At 59.1% G+C, this 20586-nt stretch carries 20 protein-coding genes and 1 pseudogene; 5 read left to right on the top strand and 16 right to left on the bottom strand.

Translation table 11 applies throughout. The annotated features are described in order from the left end of the window. Window positions 1-201: 201 nt before the first annotated feature. The 6 genes from AC07OG_RS19185 to AC07OG_RS19210 form a co-directional block, all read right to left on the bottom strand. Window positions 202-855 (bottom strand): HAD family hydrolase, encoded by a 654-nt coding sequence (locus AC07OG_RS19185; protein WP_060541524.1) that lies wholly within the window; start codon window positions 853-855, stop codon window positions 202-204. Between the two features lie 34 nt (window positions 856-889). Next, window positions 890-1879 (bottom strand): ABC transporter ATP-binding protein, encoded by a 990-nt coding sequence (locus tag AC07OG_RS19190; RefSeq protein WP_060541525.1) that lies wholly within the window; start codon window positions 1877-1879, stop codon window positions 890-892. Beyond that, the gene (locus AC07OG_RS19195; protein ID WP_495067790.1) at window positions 1876-2676 is read right to left on the bottom strand and encodes an ABC transporter permease; all 801 of its coding nucleotides are present in this window, start codon (window positions 2674-2676) and stop codon (window positions 1876-1878) included. The genes AC07OG_RS19190 and AC07OG_RS19195 overlap by 4 nt, the downstream gene beginning before the upstream one ends. Then, on the bottom strand, window positions 2663-3499 hold the full coding sequence (locus AC07OG_RS19200; RefSeq protein WP_162237395.1) for an ABC transporter permease: 837 nt from the start codon (window positions 3497-3499) through the stop codon (window positions 2663-2665). The genes AC07OG_RS19195 and AC07OG_RS19200 overlap by 14 nt, the downstream gene beginning before the upstream one ends. 5 nt (window positions 3500-3504) lie before the next feature. Next, the gene (locus tag AC07OG_RS19205) at window positions 3505-4311 is read right to left on the bottom strand and encodes an alkaline phosphatase family protein (protein WP_060541528.1); all 807 of its coding nucleotides are present in this window, start codon (window positions 4309-4311) and stop codon (window positions 3505-3507) included. Between the two features lie 176 nt (window positions 4312-4487). After that, window positions 4488-5552 carry an ABC transporter substrate-binding protein gene (locus AC07OG_RS19210; RefSeq protein WP_060541529.1) on the bottom strand — a complete coding sequence of 355 codons (1065 nt, stop codon included), beginning with the start codon at window positions 5550-5552 and terminating at the stop codon, window positions 4488-4490. Between the two features lie 351 nt (window positions 5553-5903). Here AC07OG_RS19210 and AC07OG_RS19215 point away from each other — a divergent pair, with 351 nt between their 5' ends. Together AC07OG_RS19215 and AC07OG_RS19220 are read left to right on the top strand one after the other, a co-directional pair. After that, complete coding sequence (locus AC07OG_RS19215; RefSeq protein ID WP_218425122.1) at window positions 5904-6617, top strand: UTRA domain-containing protein; 714 nt, start codon at window positions 5904-5906, stop codon at window positions 6615-6617. 151 nt (window positions 6618-6768) lie between these two features. Further along, complete coding sequence (locus AC07OG_RS19220) at window positions 6769-7308, top strand: hypothetical protein (protein WP_495067791.1); 540 nt, start codon at window positions 6769-6771, stop codon at window positions 7306-7308. A 92-nt stretch (window positions 7309-7400) separates the two neighbouring features. Here the strand turns inward: AC07OG_RS19220 and AC07OG_RS19225 are convergent, their stop codons facing one another. The 7 genes from AC07OG_RS19225 to minC all read right to left on the bottom strand — a co-directional run bounded on the left by AC07OG_RS19225 (window position 7401) and on the right by minC (window position 14525). Beyond that, complete coding sequence (locus AC07OG_RS19225; protein WP_218425120.1) at window positions 7401-9554, bottom strand: mechanosensitive ion channel family protein; 2154 nt, start codon at window positions 9552-9554, stop codon at window positions 7401-7403. A gap of 77 nt (window positions 9555-9631) precedes the next feature. Continuing rightward, window positions 9632-9808, bottom strand: a complete 177-nt coding sequence (locus AC07OG_RS19230; RefSeq protein ID WP_177336965.1) for a hypothetical protein — start codon at window positions 9806-9808, stop codon at window positions 9632-9634. A gap of 134 nt (window positions 9809-9942) precedes the next feature. Next, complete coding sequence (locus AC07OG_RS19235; RefSeq protein WP_060541533.1) at window positions 9943-11232, bottom strand: M18 family aminopeptidase; 1290 nt, start codon at window positions 11230-11232, stop codon at window positions 9943-9945. A gap of 458 nt (window positions 11233-11690) precedes the next feature. Further along, window positions 11691-12326 (bottom strand): RluA family pseudouridine synthase, encoded by a 636-nt coding sequence (locus AC07OG_RS19240; RefSeq protein ID WP_060541534.1) that lies wholly within the window; start codon window positions 12324-12326, stop codon window positions 11691-11693. A 190-nt stretch (window positions 12327-12516) separates the two neighbouring features. Then, window positions 12517-12771, bottom strand: a complete 255-nt coding sequence (gene minE, locus AC07OG_RS19245) for a cell division topological specificity factor MinE (protein ID WP_007974947.1) — start codon at window positions 12769-12771, stop codon at window positions 12517-12519. A gap of 3 nt (window positions 12772-12774) precedes the next feature. Next, on the bottom strand, window positions 12775-13587 hold the full coding sequence (gene minD, locus AC07OG_RS19250; RefSeq protein WP_060541535.1) for a septum site-determining protein MinD: 813 nt from the start codon (window positions 13585-13587) through the stop codon (window positions 12775-12777). A gap of 200 nt (window positions 13588-13787) precedes the next feature. Further along, a complete protein-coding gene (gene minC, locus AC07OG_RS19255) occupies window positions 13788-14525 on the bottom strand; it encodes a septum site-determining protein MinC (protein WP_060541596.1) in 738 nt (245 codons plus the stop codon). 118 nt (window positions 14526-14643) lie between these two features. Here minC and AC07OG_RS19260 point away from each other — a divergent pair, with 118 nt between their 5' ends. The 3 genes and pseudogenes from AC07OG_RS19260 (at window position 14644) to AC07OG_RS19270 (ending at window position 16914) form a co-directional block, all read left to right on the top strand. Continuing rightward, entirely contained in the window at window positions 14644-15576 is a 933-nt protein-coding gene (locus tag AC07OG_RS19260; protein ID WP_060541536.1) for a lipid A biosynthesis lauroyl acyltransferase, read from the top strand. A gap of 25 nt (window positions 15577-15601) precedes the next feature. Next, window positions 15602-15688: pseudogene (locus AC07OG_RS19265) on the top strand (outer membrane lipoprotein carrier protein LolA); the annotation flags it as partial. A 53-nt stretch (window positions 15689-15741) separates the two neighbouring features. Further along, on the top strand, window positions 15742-16914 hold the full coding sequence (locus AC07OG_RS19270; protein ID WP_060541537.1) for a patatin-like phospholipase family protein: 1173 nt from the start codon (window positions 15742-15744) through the stop codon (window positions 16912-16914). 146 nt (window positions 16915-17060) lie between these two features. On the opposite strand, the gene AC07OG_RS19275 is transcribed toward AC07OG_RS19270, so the two are convergent. The 3 genes from AC07OG_RS19275 to AC07OG_RS19285 all read right to left on the bottom strand — a co-directional run bounded on the left by AC07OG_RS19275 (window position 17061) and on the right by AC07OG_RS19285 (window position 20519). Continuing rightward, the gene (locus AC07OG_RS19275) at window positions 17061-17846 is read right to left on the bottom strand and encodes an outer membrane protein OmpK (RefSeq protein WP_060541538.1); all 786 of its coding nucleotides are present in this window, start codon (window positions 17844-17846) and stop codon (window positions 17061-17063) included. A 378-nt stretch (window positions 17847-18224) separates the two neighbouring features. Next, the gene (locus tag AC07OG_RS19280) at window positions 18225-19010 is read right to left on the bottom strand and encodes an outer membrane protein OmpK (RefSeq protein WP_060541539.1); all 786 of its coding nucleotides are present in this window, start codon (window positions 19008-19010) and stop codon (window positions 18225-18227) included. 156 nt (window positions 19011-19166) lie between these two features. Further along, entirely contained in the window at window positions 19167-20519 is a 1353-nt protein-coding gene (locus AC07OG_RS19285) for a nucleobase:cation symporter-2 family protein (protein WP_495067792.1), read from the bottom strand. Window positions 20520-20586: the final 67 nt, after the last annotated feature.

A 20586-nucleotide genomic window follows, 5' to 3' on the forward strand; every position in this document is an offset into this window, starting at 1 on the left:
GTAAGCCCCTAATCACAGGAAGCCCTTTAACCACAGAAAGCCCCTAATCACAGGAAGCCCTTTAACCACAGGAAGCCCCTGATCACAGGAAGCCCTTTAACCACAGAAAGCCCCTAATCACAGGAGGCCCCTTAACCACAGGAAGCCCCATAATCACAGGAACCCCCCTCACCACAGGCAAGCCCCCACAAAGGATTCGGGTTACTTCCAGAGGTGGATCGGCCAGCCGGCTTTTTCGGCGTGTTCCAGCAACACCGGGTCCGGATTGACCACGTGCGGGAAATCCACCTTCATCAGCAACGGCAAGTCATTGCGCGAATCAGAATAGAAACTCGCACCTTCGAGGTTTTCCTCTTGCGCATCCAGCCACTCCAGCAAGCGGGTGATCTTGCCTTCGCGGTAGGTCAGGGTGCCGACGGTGTGGCCGTTGTAAACCCCGTGCTCGACTCCCAGCTCGATGGCCAGTATCTCGTCGATGCCCAGGCGCTCGGCAATCGGCCCGACCAGGTGCGTGCCCGACGCCGAGATCACCAGGATCCGGTCGCCGGCCTTGCGGTGGGCGGCGATGGTCTTGGTCGCATCACTGAAAATGATCGGCTCGATGTAGTCCTCCACCCAGGGCCCGACCAGATGTTCGACCTCCTGTGGCGTGCGACCGATCATCGGCTCCAGGCTGAAGTCCATGTACTCTTCCATGCGCAACTTGCCGTGGCTGTAAGCGTCCATCAGCTCGTTGTTCTTGCGCATGAACGACTCGGGATCGACCCATCCCAGCCGGCCCATCTGCTCGCTCCAGAGGGTGGCGCAGTCGCCGTGGATCAGGGTTTCATCCAGATCAAAAATTGCCAGGGCCATCAGTGCGGTTCTCTCTTCAACATCAGCAAAGTCATCAGGCTACCTCACACAGGGCCGTCGGATCGATCGAAAGCGCCAGGCGCTGACCATCGGGGTGCAGGTCGGACGCCGAGCGGTTCAGCACGTCCACCACCAGCTCAACACCCCGGGCCTCGATCCGGTAGCGGATCACGTTGCCCAGCAGCGTATGGCTACGCACTTGCGCATCAAGTTCGCCGTTCAGACTGAGTTCGATGGCCTCCGGGCGAATGGCAATGCGATGGCTGATCGGGCGCTGCAACAGCTTCGAAGCGCTCTCGGCTTCCAGCAGGTTGTAATTGCCGATGAAACCGGCGGCAAAAACATCGACTGGTGCGGTGTAGAGGGTTTCGGCGTCGCCGCTTTGTACGATCTTTCCCTGATTCATCAGGAAAATCCGGTCAGACATGGTCAGGGCTTCTTCCTGATCGTGTGTGACGAAGATCGTGGTCAAGCCCAACTCGCGCTGGATCTGCCGGATCTGTTCGCGCAAGTGCTTGCGAATCCGTGCGTCCAGGGCCGACAGGGGTTCATCCAGCAACAACAGGCGTGGCCGGGTGACGAGGGAGCGGGCGAGTGCCACACGCTGGCATTGGCCGCCGGACAGTTGATGCGGGTAACGCGCGGCGAAATCCTGCAGCTCCACCAGCTTCAGCACTTCGGCGACGCGCTTGTGGCTGTCGTCGGCGTTGACCTTTTGCATGCGCAAGCCGAAGGCGACGTTCTGTTCCACCGTCATGTTGGGGAACAGCGCATAACTCTGGAACACCATGCCGATTCCACGCTTCTGCGGACTCAATGGCACGATATCCACACCATCGAGCAGGATCTTGCCGCCATCCACCGAGGTCAGGCCGGCAATGCAGCGCAGCAGGGTCGATTTGCCGCAACCGGACGGGCCGAGCAGGGTGACGAATTCACCCTTGTTTATTTCGCAGTTGATGTCGCTGAACACCGTGGTGCCGGCGTAATTCTTTTGCAGATGTTGGACGCTGACATAGCTCATTCGCTTTTGTCCTTGTTCAAGATATTGGCCGCCCAGGTCAGAACCAGCACGAAGAAGAAGTAGGAAATCACCAGCGCACTGGTGAAGTGGCCGCTGCTGTTACGCATGTTGTTGAGGTAGACCTGCAGGGTTTCGTAGCGGGTGCCGACGAGGATGTTGGCGAAGACGAATTCACCGAACAGGAACGAGAACGACAGCAGCAGGGCCACCAGCAGGCCCTTGCGCAGGTTCGGCAACACCACCAGGAACGCGGCTTGCCAGGTACTGGCGCCGAGTAATTGAGCGGCGTCCATCAGGTCGCGCAGGTTGATCGCTTGCAGGTTATTGGTGATCGCCCGGTACATGAATGGCAACGCCACGGTGAAGTAGCAACCGATCAGGATCCACGGCGTGCCGACCATGGCGAGCGGTCCCGAACCATAGAGCTGCAACAGCCCCACGGACGACACCACTGGCGGCACGGCAAAGGGCAGCAGGATCAGGATGTTCATCAGCGCATCGAGCTTGGGGAAGTGGTAGTGCACCACGAATAACAGCGGCAGGATCAGCACCACCGACAGGATCAGCGAACCGACGCAGACCAGCAGCGATTGCCCGAAAGCATCCAGAAAACGCGGGTCGCTCCACAGCTGGATGTACCACTTGAGGGTGAATCCGCTGGGCAGAATGGTTGCCGACCAACTGCTGGCGATCGAGTACACCAGCGTGCCGAGCAACGGCAGCAGCAATATGGCAAACAGCAGGTACACCACAACCCGGTGATAGACACCGGCGGGCCCCAGTTCAGCGCGAGACATGGTAACTCCTCTTCAACAGCAACTGATGCACGATGGTCACCAGGGTCATCAATGCCACCAGCACCACGGCCAAGGCACTGGCCAGGTTAGGGTCCAGGGAAATGTCCCCCGACACCATCGCTGCGATTCGGATCGGCAGTACGTTGAAATTGCCGGTGGTCAGGGCATACACCGTGGCGTAGGCGCCGAGTGCGTTGGCCAGCAGGATCACGAAGGTCCCGAGCAGCGCCGGGGTCAGCACCGGCAAACCGATGTGCCGCCAGTATTGCCAGCCGCTTGCGCCGAGCAGCGCGGCGGACTCGCGCCAGTCTTCGCGCAAGGCGTCGAAGGCGGGGTAGAGCAGCAGCACGCCGAGGGGGATCTGGAAGTAGGTGTAGAGAATGATCAGCCCGGTCTTCGAGTACAGGTTGAAATCCTGAATGATCCCGGCCTGTTTGAGCATGATGGTGAAGCTGCCGTTGAAGCCGAGCAGGATGATGAACGCGAAGGCCAGGGGCACGCCGGCGAAGTTGCTGGTCATGTTGGCGAAGGCGTTGACGAAATTGCGCAGCTTCGAGTCGACCTGGCGCAGAGAATAGGCACCGAGCACCGCGATCAGGATGCCGAATACGCTGGACCAGAAACTGATCTCAAGGCTGTACTGGATCGCCTGCAGGTAGAACTTCGAACTGAAGATTTTTTTGAAGTTGGCCAGGCCCCAGCCGAACTCTTCCGATTGCAGGCTGTTGATCATGACCCAGGTCAGCGGGGCGATTTCGAAGACAATGAAGAACAGCGCAAATGGCACCAGGCACAAGGCCGCGAGCCATTTGCCGCGAGTCATGGAATTCACTTCAGAAGCTCCCGGCACACCGGTTTGTCGTGAGGCACGCCCAGCAGTTCGCAGACCGTGCCGCAGATGTCAGTTTGTGCGGGCGCGGCGCCCGAATCGAAGCTGAATGCGTCGCCGAGGACGAACAGCGGCACTTCGCGTTCCTCCTTGAGCAGCCCGTTGTGGGAGCGGTCGTTGTTCATGCCGTGGTCGGCGGTCACCAGCACCTGATAACCGGCGTCGAGCCAGCCTTGCAGGTAGTCGGCCAGGATGATGTCGGCCGTGCGCGCGCTGTTGCGGTATTGCGGGGTGTCGAGGCCATGCTTGTGCCCGGCATCGTCGATGTTCATCGGGTGGATCAGCAGAAAGTCCGGTGCGTGGCGCAGGCGCAGGTTTTCGGCGTCGGCGAACAGGTGCGAATCCGGGTAATGATCGCTCCAGTAGAAATGGCCGTGCTGGATCGGCAATTGCGGGTTGTCGGTGTGACGATCCCGGGCGGGTACGAATGGCGATTGGTTGTACAGCTCGCTGACCCAGTGGTAGGCCGCCGCCGCAGTCTTCAACCCGGCATCCGTGGCGTAATGGTAAATGCTGCGCTGGTTGGACAGGCGCGAGACGTTGTTGTGGACGATGCCGCTGTCGATCGGAGGGACACCGGTGAGGATGCATTCGTAAAGAGGGCGGGACAGGGCCGGCAACGCACACTCCAGCTTGTAGAGTGCCGCGCGTCCTGCGCCGACGTAAGCCTGCAGGTGCCCCATGGCGTGGCGGGCGACCTCGTAGTTGAGGCCGTCGAGCACGACCAGGATGACGTTGTGTTTCATGGGGCGGACCTCCGCGAGCAGATATTTCAAATACGCAGCCACTCCCCTGTGGGAGCGGGCTTGCTCGCGAAGGTGTGTGTCAGTCAACACAAGTGTTGAATCTCAGTCCGCCTTCGCGAGCAAGCCCGCTCCCACATTGGTTCTCCATAGGATCACCAAGGTGGGGGTCTACCGGGTTATTGCATATTGATAATGACTTCTTCCTGCCACTTCTGAGGCAGTGCCTTGGAGGTCTTTTCCCACGCGTCCGCGTCCTTGATCGGCGTCACGTTTTTGTACTGCTCGTTTGGCAGCAGCTTGGACTTCACCTCGTCCGGCAGTTTGATGTGCTCGGCACGGATTGGACGGGCGTTGCCTTTGGCCAGGTTGATCTGGCCGGCGTCGCTGAAGATGTATTCGCGGGTCAGCTTGGCGGCGTTCGGGTTTTTCGCGTACTTGTTGATGATGGTGGTGTAACCGGAAATCACCGAGCCGTCAGACGGGATCAGCACCACGTAGTCATCCGGGTTGGCCATCTTGGCCTTGTAGCTCAAACCGTTGAAGTCCCAGACCACGCCGACTTCGATTTCACCTTTTTCCATGGTGGCAATCGTCGGGTTGGCCATCGACAGGCGGCCTTGCTTGGCAATGTCGGCGAACAACAGCAGGGCAGGCTGCAGGTTTTTCTCGTCGCCACCGTTGGCCAGTGCCGCTGCCAGTACACCATTGGCAGCTTGGGCGGCAGTGCTCACGTCGCCGATGGAGACCTTGTATTTGCCGGTCTTGAGGTCGGCCCATTTGGTCGGTGCTTCGGAGCCATGCAGCAGCTTCTTGTTGATGATGAACGCGATGGAACCGGTGTAGGCCAGTGCCCAGTTGCCGTCCTTGTCCTTGGCCCACTCCGGTACCTGATCCCAGGTCGAAGGTTTGTAAGGCTGGACCACCCCTTGCTTGACCGCGATCGGGCCGAACGCGGCGCCGACGTCGCCGATGTCGGCGCTGGCGTTGTCTTTTTCCGCGGCGAACTTGGCGATCTCCTGGGCTGAGCTCATGTCGGTGTCGATGTGCTTGAGGCCGTATTTGTCGCTCAGGTCTTTCCAGGTACCGGCCCAGTTGGCCCAGTCATTGGGCATGCCGACGCTGTTGACGGCGCCTTCCGCTTTCGCAGCGGCTTCCAGGGTTTTCAGATCATCGGCCGCCATGGCGGCGGTGCACATTGCAATGGTCGAGCCTAACAGTGATGCCAGGAGAAACTGTTTCATTCCAAAGCTCCTTGGTTCGTGATCAACGCTGCGATTGCGGTTATGTTGGTCTAGGTCAGCAATACCCGAGCCAATTTAAGGATGCTGGATGACACTTTGATGTCGCTCGTCGCCCTGCAAGGCTTTTCGCTGCTCGATATTACTGGGGGCCTGCTAAGCGTAGACCATGGCCAAAGCCCCGCCGGCAGCTGACTTGGCCGACGTATTGCACGGTCGAGCGCGACCGCTGGGCGGCTTTGTCATCTATCGGTCATCTGGAGTGCCTACGCTGACACACCACTGAAAGGGAGCCCGTTTACCGTGCGCTTCTGCCCCGAAACAAAGCTGGTCTAGTCCAGATAGGTAACCTTGATGCGCGATGAGGCAACCAAGGCGGTGACAGCCATTGGCCAGGTTCTCCAGGAACAGCTCGACCACGGACTGCTGGCCCCGGGCAGCAAGTTGCCGGCCGAGCGCAAGCTCAGTGAGTTGTTCGGCACTACGCGCATCACTGTGCGTGAGGCGTTGTTGCAGTTGGAGTCTCAAGGCCAGATTTATCGCGAGGAACGCCGGGGCTGGTTCGTATCGCCACCGCGCCTGGCTTACAACCTGATGCAGCGCAGCCATTTTCACGCGATGGTCAGCGCCCAAGGGCGGGAGCCTTCCACCGAAATGATTTCGGCGCGCTTGCAGCCGGCATCGGCGGCGGTCTGTGCCTGGCTGCAATTGCCGGCACTGTCGAGGGTGATCCAGATTTGCCGTGCGCGGCGGATCGACAGGCGGCTTGTGCTGTACGTGGAACACTATCTGAATCCGCAATACTTTCCGGGGATTCTCGAGTTCGACTTGAATCAGTCGATCACCGAGTTATATGCGCGGCATTACGATTTGCACTATGGCCGGGTGCGTTTCGAGATAGTGCCGACGGCATTGTCGATGGATGCGGCGGCGGCGTTACGGGTGTCGGTCGGAAGTCCGGGGTTGCGGATTGCGCGGGTCAATTATGATCAGCATGAGCGGTTGATCGATTGTGATCTGGAGTTTTGGCGGCATGATGCGATTCATGTTGGGGTTGATGTAGTGTAAGTTAGGTTTTACCGGTCTCCGAGTGGCTGTTTATATATTTGTTTTTTGAAATAATCAGTAAGTACTTTCAGGTATTTTGTTGAGTTAAGTTTGTTTAGGCTGACTGCAAGTCAATGGTTGGCTTTTAATAACTTTATTCGCGGGTATTTTTATGTCTGATTATGCAGAACAATCTCAGCCGGATTTCAAAGGCGTTTTTAAATCGTTCGGCCATTCGGTTGCTGTGATTAACAAGAGCAGGGTTGGCGCTCTGCGTCGAAATGTTGAGCCGACTGTTTTTCATTTCCGAAACTTTATAAATCAATTTGTGATTACGGTGGGTAACAGTGAGCGTGAAGAATTTGTCGGAATAAATCGCGAAGGGTATCTTTGCATTAGTACTGAAGTGACGCTGTTCACTCTCGTTGATCTCGATGGGCGGCCGCTATCGAAGGATCAATCTGCAGGTGAAAAAGTTGTGCACTTGGTCGCTGCCGGTAATTCGCCGGTCATATTGTATGATGGCGCTGACGGATTTGATGATCTTGACAATATTTATAACTTCCTGATCGCCGGGCGAAAGCTCAGAGAACAATCAGAAGAGAAGGGCGTGTTTTATATTGTTCCAACGGGAGAGGGAACGTGGGAGGATCACCCGGCTGACGAGCCATATACAGCCAAACCAACTCCCCTTGTGTTATCTATCCTCTAATTTGGTGTTTTCCTGATCGTAGTGCGGTTGATCGGGAACCAGCGGTTAGTGAAGAAAGCAGCGCGAATATTCGCGCTGCTTTTCGTTTGAAGTTACTTATTCATCTGGTTATCTGTTGCCACCATTTGAATGCTCATCCTCGGCGTCGCCAGATCCAGTCCGGCCTCATCCAGATGGCGTTTGAGCGACAGGTTGAACGCACGAGACACTTCCCACTGCTTGATCGGCGCGGTCTTGAACCGGGCGCGCAGGATCGCGTTGCCGGCCTCGAAACTTTCCACCCCCTGAATTTCCAGTGGCGACCAGATATTGCGGCGTTGCAGGGGATCGGTGCGCATTTTCTGGCCGACGTCGCGCATCAGTTTGATCGCGTTGTCGATGTCCATATTGGCCGGCACCGCCACCCGGAAGATCGCGTAGCCGAATTCACGGGAGTAGTTCTTGATGCTTTTGATCTCGCTGAACGGGATGGTGTGGACGATGCCGTCGATGTCCCGCAGGCGCACGGTGCGGATGGTCAGGCCTTCGACGGTGCCGAGGTGGCCGCCGACGTCGACATAATCGTCGATGGCCAGGGAATCTTCGATGATGATGAACAGCCCGGTGATCAGGTCGGCCACCAGCGACTGCGCGCCAAAACCGATGGCCAGGCCGATGACGCCGGCACCGGCCAGCAGCGGCGTGACGTTCATGCCCATGTTCGCCAGGGCGACGATCAGCGCAATGATGAAAATCGCCACGAACAGTACGTTGCGGATCAGCGGCATCATGGTCTGTGCGCGGGCGTTGGCCAGGCCTTTGCGCGAGCGGGTGAGGGCAATGTGCACCGCTGTGTCGCTGAGGATCCAGATCAGCCAGGCAAACAGCAGCGTGCCGGCAAGGCTGAGCAGCTTGACGCTGACCTCATGGCCATCGCCCTCAGTGAAGCGGATCAGCGACAGGCCCCAGACCCGCAGGCCCAGTTCGATGAAGGCCAGCCATACCAGCAGATGGGCGATGGTGTAGAAGAAGTTTTTCAAGCGCTCCGAATACAAGGCATGGCGCTTGACCCCGCGTTGTGGCTTGAGGGCGTGGCGGCGGACCAGTCCATTGATGACCATGCACAGCACTAGCAGCACCGTGCAGATCAATGACTGGCGCAGTGCGGTGCTGGTATCGCCGGCCGAGATGAAGGTGGCGAACAGCGAAACGGCTACCAGCACAAGGGCAGGCACGTACCAGTAGGTGCCGAGGATCTCGATGGTGTCGCTCAATGCCCGGCGGGTCAGGCGCCGGGACAGTGGCTGATTGCGGATCAGGTGGGCAATCGGGCGGCGGAAACGCAAGATGAACAGCCCCGTGGACAAGGCTGCCAGGACGTTGGCGGCGGTTGCAGCGGTGTGGGCCAGATGAACGCCGAGGCTGTTGACCAGTCGCGGATCGTTCAGGGCCTCGCCGAATGCGGCGAAGCTACCGATCAGCCACAACGGGCGAAAGGCCTGATGGCGCAGGATGTACAGCGCGCGATGGCGGTGCGGGCCGTCGAGCAGGGAGAAGGCGATCACGCAGATGGCCGAGAAGCAGGTGCCGACGACCAGCGCATAGGCCAACACCATCGCCAGGCTCTTGCCCAGGGATGAGGGCAAGGCGTAGCTCATGTAGACCGTGATGACCAGGGCAACCAGCCATGGCCCGAGTTTACGCAAGGCGAAGCGCAGCATGTCCACTGCCCTGGGGTGCTGCGGCAGTTCTTCGGTCAGGCCGAAGCGCATGCGCACTCGATGGCTGATCCAGATCAGCGCGGCGGCCAGCAGGCTCCAGACCATCAGGATCATGGCGAAGGCAAAGATCATCGGCAGCCATTCATTGGCTGGCAGTGCCAGCGCGGCCAACTCTTGTGCGGCCAGGTCAAACTCGTTGGACCAGCGGGTGAGTGGGCTGTCAGCGCCGGAAAACTTCTGTTCCAGATTGGTCAGGGTTCCGCCAATCAGGCTCAGCACGCCCTCTTCGGCAGGCGGTTGGGCTTTGTTGGTGACGTCGCGCAGCTGCTTCAGGTCCGCCAGCAGTTTGCTGCGTTGCTGGTCGTTCTCCAGCGACTTGATGACTTCATCCAGGGATTGTCCCAGGGGTTCCTGCGCTTCGGGCTGGGTCTTGGCCTGGCCGCCGAGCAGGCCCGGCAGGCCGACCGCCTGTGCAGATGCCAGCGGCACCAGCGTCATGAGGCAGACAAGGAATAAGTACGGTAGGGCGAACAGACGAACGAACACTAGGCGGTCAACCTCGCAGGGAGCGGATCGACCGAGTGTACGAGCCCGCCAAAATCAATGCGAGCCAGGGCGAGGTTTTATTCGTTGAGTTTGGCGAGGATCTTGATCACCACGGTGGCAAGAATCGTCAGCATGCCGATCCACATGGCGAACACACCGGCGTTCTTGTCACGAAAGTTGAAGCCGACGGCCAGCATGAGCATCCCGGCAAGAATCGGGTACAGCATGGCCTGAAAGTTTTGCATCGAAATCATGGATGACAGCCTTGTCGCAAAGGGATGTTTTAATTGTAGGAGCTATCGCAGGCTGCGATCTTTTGATCTTTTTTTCCGTGATCAGGATCAAAATCAGATCAAAAGATCGCAACCTGCGGCAGTTCCTACAGGGGTTACGGCAGTTCGTGGCAGGCGTAGAACGCGCTCAGCACTTTGACCAGGTGCGCCAGGTCATGACTGCCGCACAGTTCGCGGATCGAGTGCATGGCGAAGGTCGGCAGGCCGATATCCACGGTGCGCACGCCCAGATGGCTGGCGGTGATCGGGCCGATGGTCGAGCCACAACCCATGTCGCTGCGCACCACGAAGCTTTGTACTGGCACTTCTTCAGCCATGCATAGATGACGGAAGAACCCGGCGGTTTCGCTGTTGGTTGCGTAACGCTGGTTGCTGTTGACCTTGATCACCGGCCCGGCGTTGAGTTTCGGGCCGTGGTTGGCGTCGTGCTTGTCGGCGTAGTTGGGATGTACGCCGTGGGCGTTGTCCGCCGAGACCAGCAGGGATTTCTGAATGGTGCGTACGAATTCATCACCTTCGGGCAACAGGCGGCGCAAGGTTTGTTCGAGCATGGGGCCATCGGCACCGCAGGCCGAGCACGAGCCGACCTCTTCGTGGTCGTTGCACACCAACACGCAGGTCTCGTCGGTATCGGCGCTCAGCAGCGCTTGCAGGCCGGCGTAGCACGACAGCAGGTTGTCCAGGCGCGCGCCAGCAATGAAGTCGCCATGCAGGCCGATGACCGCGGCGCTCTGGGTGTCGTAGAAGCTCAACTCGTAATCGAGCACCACGTCGGCGTTCAGGCCATGTTCCAGAGCGAGTTGGTTGGTGAGCACCGCGCGGAAGTCTACGCGCTCGTCGCCGGCGAATTGCGCCAGGATCGGCGGCAGCTCGGTCTGGGCGTTGATCGCCCAGCCCATGTTGGCTTCGCGATTGAGGTGAATGGCCAGGTTCGGAATGATCGCAATCGGGGCCTTGAAGTCGATGAGCTGGCTCTCGACCTTGCCATCGCGGCGGAATGTCACGCGGCCGGCCAGGGAGAGGTCACGGTCGAACCAGGGGGCCAGCAGTGCGCCGCCATACACTTCGACGCCCAACTGCCAGAAACCCTGGCGTTGCAGTTCCGGCTGCGGCTTGACCCGCAGGCACGGGCTGTCGGTGTGGGCGCCCACCAGTCGGATACCGCCGTGCAGCGGCGAGTGGCGGCCCATTTTGATTGCGACAATCGAGGAGTCGTTACGGGTGACGTAGTAGCGGCCGTTGGCTTCGGTATTCCACGGTTCGCGTTCGTCGAGGCGTTGATAGCCCGCCGCTTCCAGACGCTGGACCAGGCTGGCGGTGGCATGGAATGGGGTAGGGGAGGCCTTGAGGAAGTCGATCAGGCCTTGGTTCAACTCTTCGCGCATAAGTAGCTCCAGACAGCAATGGCGCCAGTTTAACGTATTGGCCATTGAATTGGCGCTGGAGTGCGGGGTGGCGTGGCGCCAGGATTGAATCTTGAGAACATCCTGTAGGAGCGAGCACGCTCGCGATGGACGTGAACGATAACGCGGGCTGTCTGATTCCCCGCGGTGTTCAGATGTCCATCGCGAGGATGCTCGCTCCTACAGGGTAATGCTGTTCACTTAAGACGGATCTTCCGGCAAGTACAAAATCTGTGGCGAGGGGGCTTGTCGGACCGCCGCACCGCCCCGTTCGGCTGCGAAGCAGTCGTAAAACTATTGCACGTGGTGTAACTGATACGCCTCGGTGGCAGGTTTTGGGGCCGCTTCGCGACCCAACGGGGGCAAGCCCCCTCGCCACAAAGTGTGCTACCCGCTTAAGTGAACAGCATTACGCTCCTACAGGGGGTTTTGCATTTGCTTTAGAAGGGTGCCGGGCACTCGAAGCGCAAGCGCTCGCCGCTTTGCGGATGGGTAAAGCTGAGCATGCTCGCGTGCAGGCACAGGCGCGGCCAGGCCGCCAGTGCCTGCTCATGGGCATAGAGCCCGTCACCCAACAGCGGATGGCCGATGGACAGCATGTGCACGCGCAACTGATGGGAGCGGCCGGTTATCGGCGTCAGTTCAACGCGACACCAGTCGCCGCAACGTTCCAGCACACGCCAGAAGGTCAGGGCGTTTTTGCCGAATTCGTGGTCGACCACATGGCGCGGCTTGGTTGGCGGATCGTAGCGCAATGGCAAATCGATGCTACCGCTGTCGAGCTCAGGTTGACCCCAACACAAGGCGGTGTAGGCCTTTTCGGTTTCGCGGTCATGAAATTGCCGAGACAACTCACGATGTGTGTCCGGATCGCGGGCGAGCAGGATGATGCCGGAAGTTTCCCAGTCCAGGCGATGGACGATTCGCGCTTCGGGGTAGCCGTTTTCCTGCAGGCGGGTAATCAGGCAATCCTTGTTGTCATCGGCCCGGCCAGGGACGGAGAGCAGCAAGGTTGGTTTGTTCACCACCAGGACGGCGGCGTCCTGATGGATGATGTGGACGTTGGACAACGGCATTAAAACAGCCTCGTAACAAACGCCAACGGCGGCTCGATGACTTGACTCCTTGATTGTAGGGGCTGGCTTGCCAGCGATGGCATCGACGCGTTGTATCAGATACAACGCGCTGTCTGCATCGCCAGCAAGCCGGCTCCTACGAAAAAGGTGCGCTCAAGTCATCGAGCCGCCGTGGCTCCAGCCGGATCGACTAGCGATCAGGCAGGGTGATATTGAGTTCCAGAATCGAGCAACTGCCCTGGCTTTCCAGTGCGACGTGCACGTCATCGGACCCGATATTGACGTACTTGCGGATCACCTCCACCAGTTCCTTCTGCAAGGCCGGCAGGTAGTCCGGGGTGCTGCGTTGGCCGCGTTCGTGCGCCACGATGATCTGTAGACGCTCTTTCGCTACCGACGCGGTGCTTTGCTTTTTGTTGGCACGAAAGAAGTCAAAAAGGTTCATTGCTTAGTTGCCTCCAAACAGGCGCTCGAAGAATCCCTTCTTCTGTACATCGAGGAATCGATGATCCACGGTCTTGCCCAGCAGGCGGTCAACGGTATCGCTGTAGGCCTGGCCGGCATCGCTCTGGTCGTCGAGAATCACCGGAACACCCTGGTTGGATGCCTTGAGCACCGCCTGGGATTCAGGGATCACGCCGAGCAGGGCCACCGAGAGGATTTCCTTGACGTCTTCTACGCCGAGCATTTCGCCTTTGCTCACACGTTCCGGGTGGTAACGGGTAATCAGCAGGTGTTCCTTGATCGGGTCTTCGCCGCGTTCAGCGCGACGGGACTTGCTGGCCAGCAGGCCGAGCATGCGATCGGAGTCACGTACCGAGGACACTTCAGGGTTGGTCACGACGATCGCTTCGTCAGCGAAGTACATGGCCAGGTGGGCGCCTTTCTCGATGCCCGCCGGCGAGTCGCAGACCACGAACTCGAAGTCTTCCTTGAGTTGCATCAGGACTTTTTCCACGCCTTCGACGGTCAGCGCGTCTTTGTCGCGGGTCTGGCTGGCAGCCAGGACGTAGAGGTTTTCCAGGCGCTTGTCTTTGATCAGGGCCTGTTGCAGGTTCGCTTCGCCGTTGACCACGTTGACGAAGTCGTAAACCACGCGGCGCTCGCACCCCATGATCAGGTCAAGGTTACGCAAACCGACGTCGAAGTCGACGATGACTGTTTTGTGGCCACGCAGAGCGAGACCGGTACCGATAGCGGCGCTGGTGGTGGTCTTACCCACACCACCCTTGCCGGATGTAACCACGAGAATCTTGGCCAAGGTGTTTCACCCCTAAGGAAAAGGACTTTTTAGCCCCTGAAAAACATCTCTTGAAAACTACTGCAGTTGGACAGCCTTGGCTGGAATTTGGCCGCAGACGGCGTTTACCCCCGGTAAACACTGCTTGTAGCCTTTTTCCTACTTCGTTTGAGCCGTTTTCGCTACGTTTTAGAGATGATTGGAAAATGCGGCAGTATCCGTTAAAGACGAATGATGTTCAACACATCGCCCGACAGGCTGACCTGCACGCCCGAACCCCAAAGGGGATCACGTCGCAGATCTTCGGAAACCTTGTAATGACCGGCAATGGAAATCAGCTCAGCGCTCATTTGCTGACAGAAAATTCTGGCCTTGGTGTCTCCCTTGACGCCAGCCAGTACACGACCACGCATAGGACCGTATACATGGATGTTGCCATCGGCGAGAAGTTCCGCCCCGGGGCTGACCGAGGAAATCACTACCAGATCGCTGCCCTGGGCGTAGATCTGCTGGCCACCGCGCACGGGCGAGGTGATGATTTTGGTCGGCTTGATGGTCGGCTCGGGCGGTTTTTCCGGTTTTTTCTTCGGTTGGCCTTCGCTCAGGTCCAGCGTGCGCTCCCTGGCACCTGATGGTGGCAGCACCGGCAGGTCGACCGCGATGGCGGCCGCGATGTCTTCAATGCGGCTGGCACGGATCGCCAGGGTGCGCAGGCCGTGTTGGCGGCACACGCGCATCATCGCGGGCAGGTCGACAGCCCCTTCGCTGGCCGGGAGCTTGTCCAGGGCCAGTACCAGCGGCGCGTTGCTGAAGAAGTTGGGCGCCTGGGCAACCTTGGCAGCCAGTTGCCGATCAAGGCTTTCGAGGTCGTTACGGGCCAGTTCCAGCACCGTAATGGCCAGCATGCTGCCCTTCAACTGGAACACGGGATCTTGGTCTAGCGGTTCGGTTTGGCTCATGGTCGGCATACAACGACTTGTCACTAAAAGTGCCGAGACTTATAACGAGAACGCCCGCAGGCCGCAAGCCGGGTCGAACGATGTAGAATGCGCGGCCACTGTCATTGCGGAAGCTTTAATGGATCGCCCGAGTTTTCAAAAATCTTTTCTTTCTCCACGTTTCTGGCCGCTGTGGTGTGGCCTGGGGCTGTTGTGGCTGATCGTCCAGTTGCCGTATCCGGCATTGCTGTGGATCGGTCGCGTGCTGGGCGCATTGATGTATCGGGTGGCCGGCGACAGACGGCGCATCGCCAAGCGCAATCTGGAGCTGTGTTTCCCTGAAAAGAGTACGGCCGAGCGCAAGCGCCTGCTCAAGGAGAACTTCGCCTCCACCGGCATCGCCTTCTTCGAGATGGCGATGAGCTGGTGGTGGTCGCGCAAGCGCCTGGCGAGCCTGGCCCACATCGAAGGGCTGGAGCATCTGCAGCAGGCACAGCGCGAGGGCAAGGGTGTAATTCTGATGGCGCTGCATTTCACCACACTGGAGATCGGTGCTGCATTGCTCGGCCAACAGCACACCATCGACGGCATGTACCGTGAGCACAAGAACCCGCTGTTCGACTACATCCAGCGTCAGGGCCGCGAACGGCACAACCTCGACTCGCTGGCCGTGGAGCGTGAGGACGTGCGCGGCATGCTCAAGCTGCTGCGTTCGGGCAGGGCGATCTGGTACGCACCGGATCAGGACTACGGCGCCAAGCAAAGTCTCTTCGTGCCGTTTTTCGGCATTCAGGCCGCGACGGTCACTGCCACCAGCAAGTTTGCCCGGTTGGGCAAGGCGCTGGTGGTGCCGTTCACCCAGGAACGCCTGGCGGATGGCAGCGGCTACCGTCTGGTGATTCATGCGCCACTCGAAGGCTTCCCGGGCGAAACCGAAGAGGCCGACTGCATCCGCATCAATCAATGGATCGAAGGCGTTTTGCGTGAGCGTCCCGAGCAATACCTGTGGGCCCATCGCCGTTTCAAGAGTCGTCCGCCGGGCGAGCCCAAGCTGTACGCAAAACGCCGTTGAATCACGATCCCCTGTAGGAGCGAGCATGCTCGCGATGGTCGTCAACGATGACGCGGCAAACCTGACACCCCGTGGCGCTCTCAGGTTCATCGCGAGCAAGCTCGCTCCTACAGGGGGAATAGGTCGAAACAACGAAATCCCATCAAGCACCAAGGAGCGTTGTGCATGAGTCCAGGCGAACCGGTTACAGGTTTGATTCTTTCCGGTGGCGGGGCTCGGGCGGCTTACCAGGTCGGAGTTCTGGCGGCGATAGCCGAGTTGTTGCCGCAGGGCGCGAATAATCCGTTTCCGGTGATCGTCGGCACCTCGGCCGGGGCGATCAACGCGGTCAGCCTCGCCAGTGGGGCGATGGATTTTCGTGGTGCCATCGAGCGCCTCACCGCCTTCTGGCAGGGCTTTCGCAGCAATCAGGTGTTGCGCAGCGACTGGCCAGGGGTGATCGGCCAGGCCAGCCGTTTTATCAGCCACAGCCTGCTCGGTCTGGGTGCAAAAGTCCCGGTGGCCTTGCTCAACAGCTCACCGCTGCGGGATTTGCTCAACGACAAATTGCACCTGAACGGCATTGCCGACGCCATCGCGCAACAACAGTTGCAGGCCGTGGCGGTCACGGCGTTTGGCTATGAGTCGGGTCAGGCCGTCACCTTCTATCAGGGCGGTGGCACCATCAACCCGTGGTTGCGTCATCGGCGCATTGGCGTGCCTGTCCGCTTGTCCGTTGAACACTTGCTGGCCAGTTCAGCCATTCCATTGCTGTTCGCTCCGGTGAAAATCGGTGAAGAATATTTCGGCGACGGTGCGGTGCGCCAATCGGCACCGATCAGCCCGGCCCTCCACCTGGGCGCCAACCGGGTGCTGGTGGTGGGCGTCAGCGGCAATCCACGCGGCGTCGACCCGCTACAGCCCCGGCAAGGGGCCTACAGCGGCCAGCAGCCAACGTTGGCGCAGATCGGCGGGCACATGCTCAACAGTACATTCATCGACAGCCTGGAAAGCGACATTGAATTGTTGCAACGCCTGAACCAGTTCAGTCACCTGCTGCCCAGCGGCACACCGGCTCGAGCACTGGGGGTGGCGCCGGTGGAGGTGCTGGTGATTTCGCCCAGTCAGCCGATCGACGAGATTGCTGCGCGCCATCGTCAGGAATTGCCGGCGGCGTTGCGCCTGTTTTTGCGCGGGCCGGGTGCGACCAAGACCAGCGGGGCAGGGGTGCTGAGTTATTTGTTGTTCGAGGCGGGGTATTGCAGCGAGTTGATCGAACTGGGACGGCGTGACGCGTTGGCCAAGAAGGCTGAGTTGTGCCGGTTTCTGGGGTTGGCGCAGCCGGTGGTTTCGGCCTGAGATCGCTAGTGCGGCGTGCTCTCACATGGACACGCGGTCAATTGCAGGAGCGAGCCTGCTCGCGATGGTCGTTAACGATGACGCTGGGGGCCTGACACCCCCGTGGCGCTCTCTGGTCCATCGCTAGCAGGCAAGCTCCTACAAAATCAGAAGTGAACCTTGACCAGGAAGCTGGTCACGCTCTGATCAGTCTTGAAGCCCTGACTGTCTTCGATACCGTACTTGTTCTTCCAGTAGTCATACTCAACACCCACGTACAGCTGCTTTTCGCCGAAATGCAGTGCCTTGCCCAGGTCGTATTTGACCTGTGGGTTGAAGTGCAGGTTGGCGTGGTATTCGCCCTTGCTGTTGACGTCGTTGTCGACGACCCAGTCCATGAAACCGTCGATCAGCACGTCCGAGCCACCCACCGGAATGGTGTAGGACCAGGCCGGAGTGATCTGCCAGACATCGTCACCCGGACGGTCGCCTTCGGTATGGCGGTTGTAGAAGTTCAACTGGAAGTAGTCGAAACCAGGGATTGCCAGGTCGAAACCAGGGCCGATCAGGTACGACTCGGTATCGTCTTCGCCAAATTCGTACGTCATGGCCAGCAGCACGTCTTTGATCGGGCCAAACTCAAACTTCTGATCGAAGATCTTGTTGAACGACAAACGCGGGCTGAGCTCGCCGTAGTGGGTGTTCTCACCCGCGAAGGCGTCTTCCTTGCCGTTGTAGAAAATCTTGTCGATGAAGAAGAAGTTGTCGCCGTATTTCCAGCCATCGGCGTGCTCGAAGGTCACGGTCTGCTGAATGCGCGGGTTGACCTGGAAGTCCTTGCCGTAGAGGTAGGTCAGGCTGTTGGTCTGCCATTGCAGCAAGTCGCCGGCCATGGCCTGGCCCCCCGCCAACATCGATCCTGCCAGCATCAGGCTAGTGCACGTACGTTTCATTCGGTTGCTCCCAAAATGTAGGTGGTTCCACGTTATTTTTTTAAGGTCGGCGCTCTGGTGTGGCGCCTTTATCTGCAGCTACAAAAAAATCATCCGTTCGGTCAGCTTTAGTGCTGTTAGCAAGAGCTGCGCCAAGGCTTTCAGAAAACAAAAAAACTCCCGCTCGGCTGCGCAAAAACAGCCGATTGAGAGTGATTACCGGGTGCCTTGGTACCGTCCAGAGCCGGGGTAAGTTGGCTTTTTGGTCAGGAATTATATCCGGGCTTTTTTTTAAAGCGGATTCAGGCGGCCGCGGAGAATACTGACTCCTCGGCCAGGTCTCAAGTGCCCCGCAACGGCGCACCGACGACATGTTTGGGGCACGGTTGCGGGTGAGCATCAGAAATGCACCTTCAGCAGCAGGCTGGTGGTGTTTTCGTTGGTATCGAATCGGGACGTGTTCTCGATGCCGTATTTATCTTTCCAGTAGCTGTATTCGGCGCCGACGTAGACCTGCTTCTCACGCCAGCCCAGGGCTTTGCCCAGGTCGTATTTGATCTGTGGGTTGAAGTGCAGGTTGGCGTGATAGGTGCCGTGGGCGTTCTGGTCGTTGTCCACCACCCAGTCGATGTAACCGTCGAGCAACAGGTTCGAGTTACCCAATGGAAGGGTGTAGGACCAGGCCGGGGTGATTTGCCAGACGTCGTCGCCGGGACGTGCCCCTTCGGTCTGGCGATAATAGAAGTTCAAGGTAAAAAAGTTGAAGCCCGGTACTGCCAGGTCGAAACCCGGGCCGATCAGGTAGGCCTCGGTGTCGTCTTCGCCGTTCTCGTAGGTCATGGCCAGCAGCACATCCTTGATCGGGCCGAATTCGAAACGGCGGTCGAGGATCTTGCCCAAGGACAGGCGCGGACTGAACTCGCCGTAATAGGCGTGAACGCCTTTGTTGCGGTCTTTCTCGCCGTTGTAATAGGTGCTGTCGACGAACAGGAAGTTGTCGCCGTACTTCCAGCGGTCGGCATGTTCGAAGGTCACCGTCTGCTGGATCGACGGGTTGACCGCGAAGTCCTTGCCGTACAGATAGCTCAGGCTGTTGGTTTGCCACAGCAGTAGATCGCCGGCCATGGCCTGGCTGGCCGCCAGAAGCCCACCGCCCAACAGCATGCTGGTTTGTGTCCGAATCATCTGTTGCTCCCTATTTTTCTTGTTTTCAAGGCGCAGGAAACCCCCTTGTGGGAGCGGGCTTGCTCGCGAAAGCGGTTTGCCAGTCAACATTGATGTTGGATGTGCCGACCTCTTCGCGAGCAAGCCTGCTCCCACAGGGTTCTGTGTCGTTAGTTGTTAGTGGGCCTGACAGTCGTTGATGGCCGCGCGTTCGGCACCGCCAAGGATATTGAACAGCAGGTTCAGCGTCAGGGCGCTGAGGGTGGCCATGGCGATACCGCTGTGGGTGATCGGGCTCATCCACACGGGCAGGTGGGCGAAAAACTCCGGACGCACCACCGGGATCAGGCCCATGCCGATGCTCACCGCCACCAGCAACTGGTTGCGCCGGTCACCGATGTCGGCCTCCTGCAGGATCTTGATCCCGGTGGCCGCGACCATGCCGAACATCGCAATGGCTGCGCCGCCGAGTACCGCTGGCGGAATCGAAGCCACCAGGAACGCGGCTTTGGGCAGCAGGCTCAGAACGATCAGCAAACCGCCGGCAACAATAGTCACCGAACGGCAGCGCACACCAGTCATCTGCACCAGGCCGATGTTCTGGGCGAAGGAGGAGTGGGTGAAGGTATTGAAGAACCCGGCGAAAAACGAGGCACCGGCGTCGCAGAGCAAGCCGCGACGCAGCATCCGCGGGCAGACTTCCTGGCCGGTGATCTTGCCCAGTGCCAGGAACATGCCGGTGGATTCGACGAAAATGATCACCACCACCAGGCACATCGACAGGATTGGTGCGAGTTCGAATTTCGGCATACCGAAATGCAGCGGTGTGACGAACTGCAGCCATGGCGCCTGGGCCATGCCACTGAGGTCGACCATGCCCAACACACCGCACAGCACATAGCCCAGGCACATACCGATCAGCACGGAGATGTTGACCCAGAAACCGCGCATGAAGCGATGCACCAACAGGATGGTGCCCAGCACCAGCGCGGCGATGGTCAGGTAAATCGGTGAACCGAATTGAGTCGCGGCCGCTCCACCGCCAGCCCAATTTACGGCCACGGGGAACAGCGACAAACCGATCGAGGTGATGACCGTGCCGGTCACCAGAGGCGGGAAGAAGCGTACGACTTTGGACATGAACGGCGCGATGAGCATGCCGAAGAATCCGGCGGCGATGGTCGCGCCAAAGATCCCTTGCAGACCGATACCCGGCATGCCGGCCATGGCGACCATGCTGCCGACCGCGGCGAAACTGGCACCCATCATCACCGGCATGCGAATGCCCATGGGGCCGATGCCCAGCGACTGGACGATGGTGGCGATGCCGGCGACCAGCAGGTCGGCGTTGATCAGAAAGGCAATCTCTTCACGACTCAGGCCAGCAGCCTGTCCGATGATCAGCGGCACCGCAATGGCGCCACCGTACATCAGCAGAACATGTTGCAGACCGACCAGGATCAGTTGCAAAAGGGGCAAACGCTGAATGGCGGGTGCGTCGGGGATGCGTGCTTGGGTTAGCTCGGACATGCAACACCTCGGATCTTTTTTATTCTTGTGATTTCGTGCATCAGGGAGATCTGTGGCGAGGGGGTTT

It is taken from the genome of Pseudomonas sp. GW821-FHT09H03, from assembly GCF_059415945.1.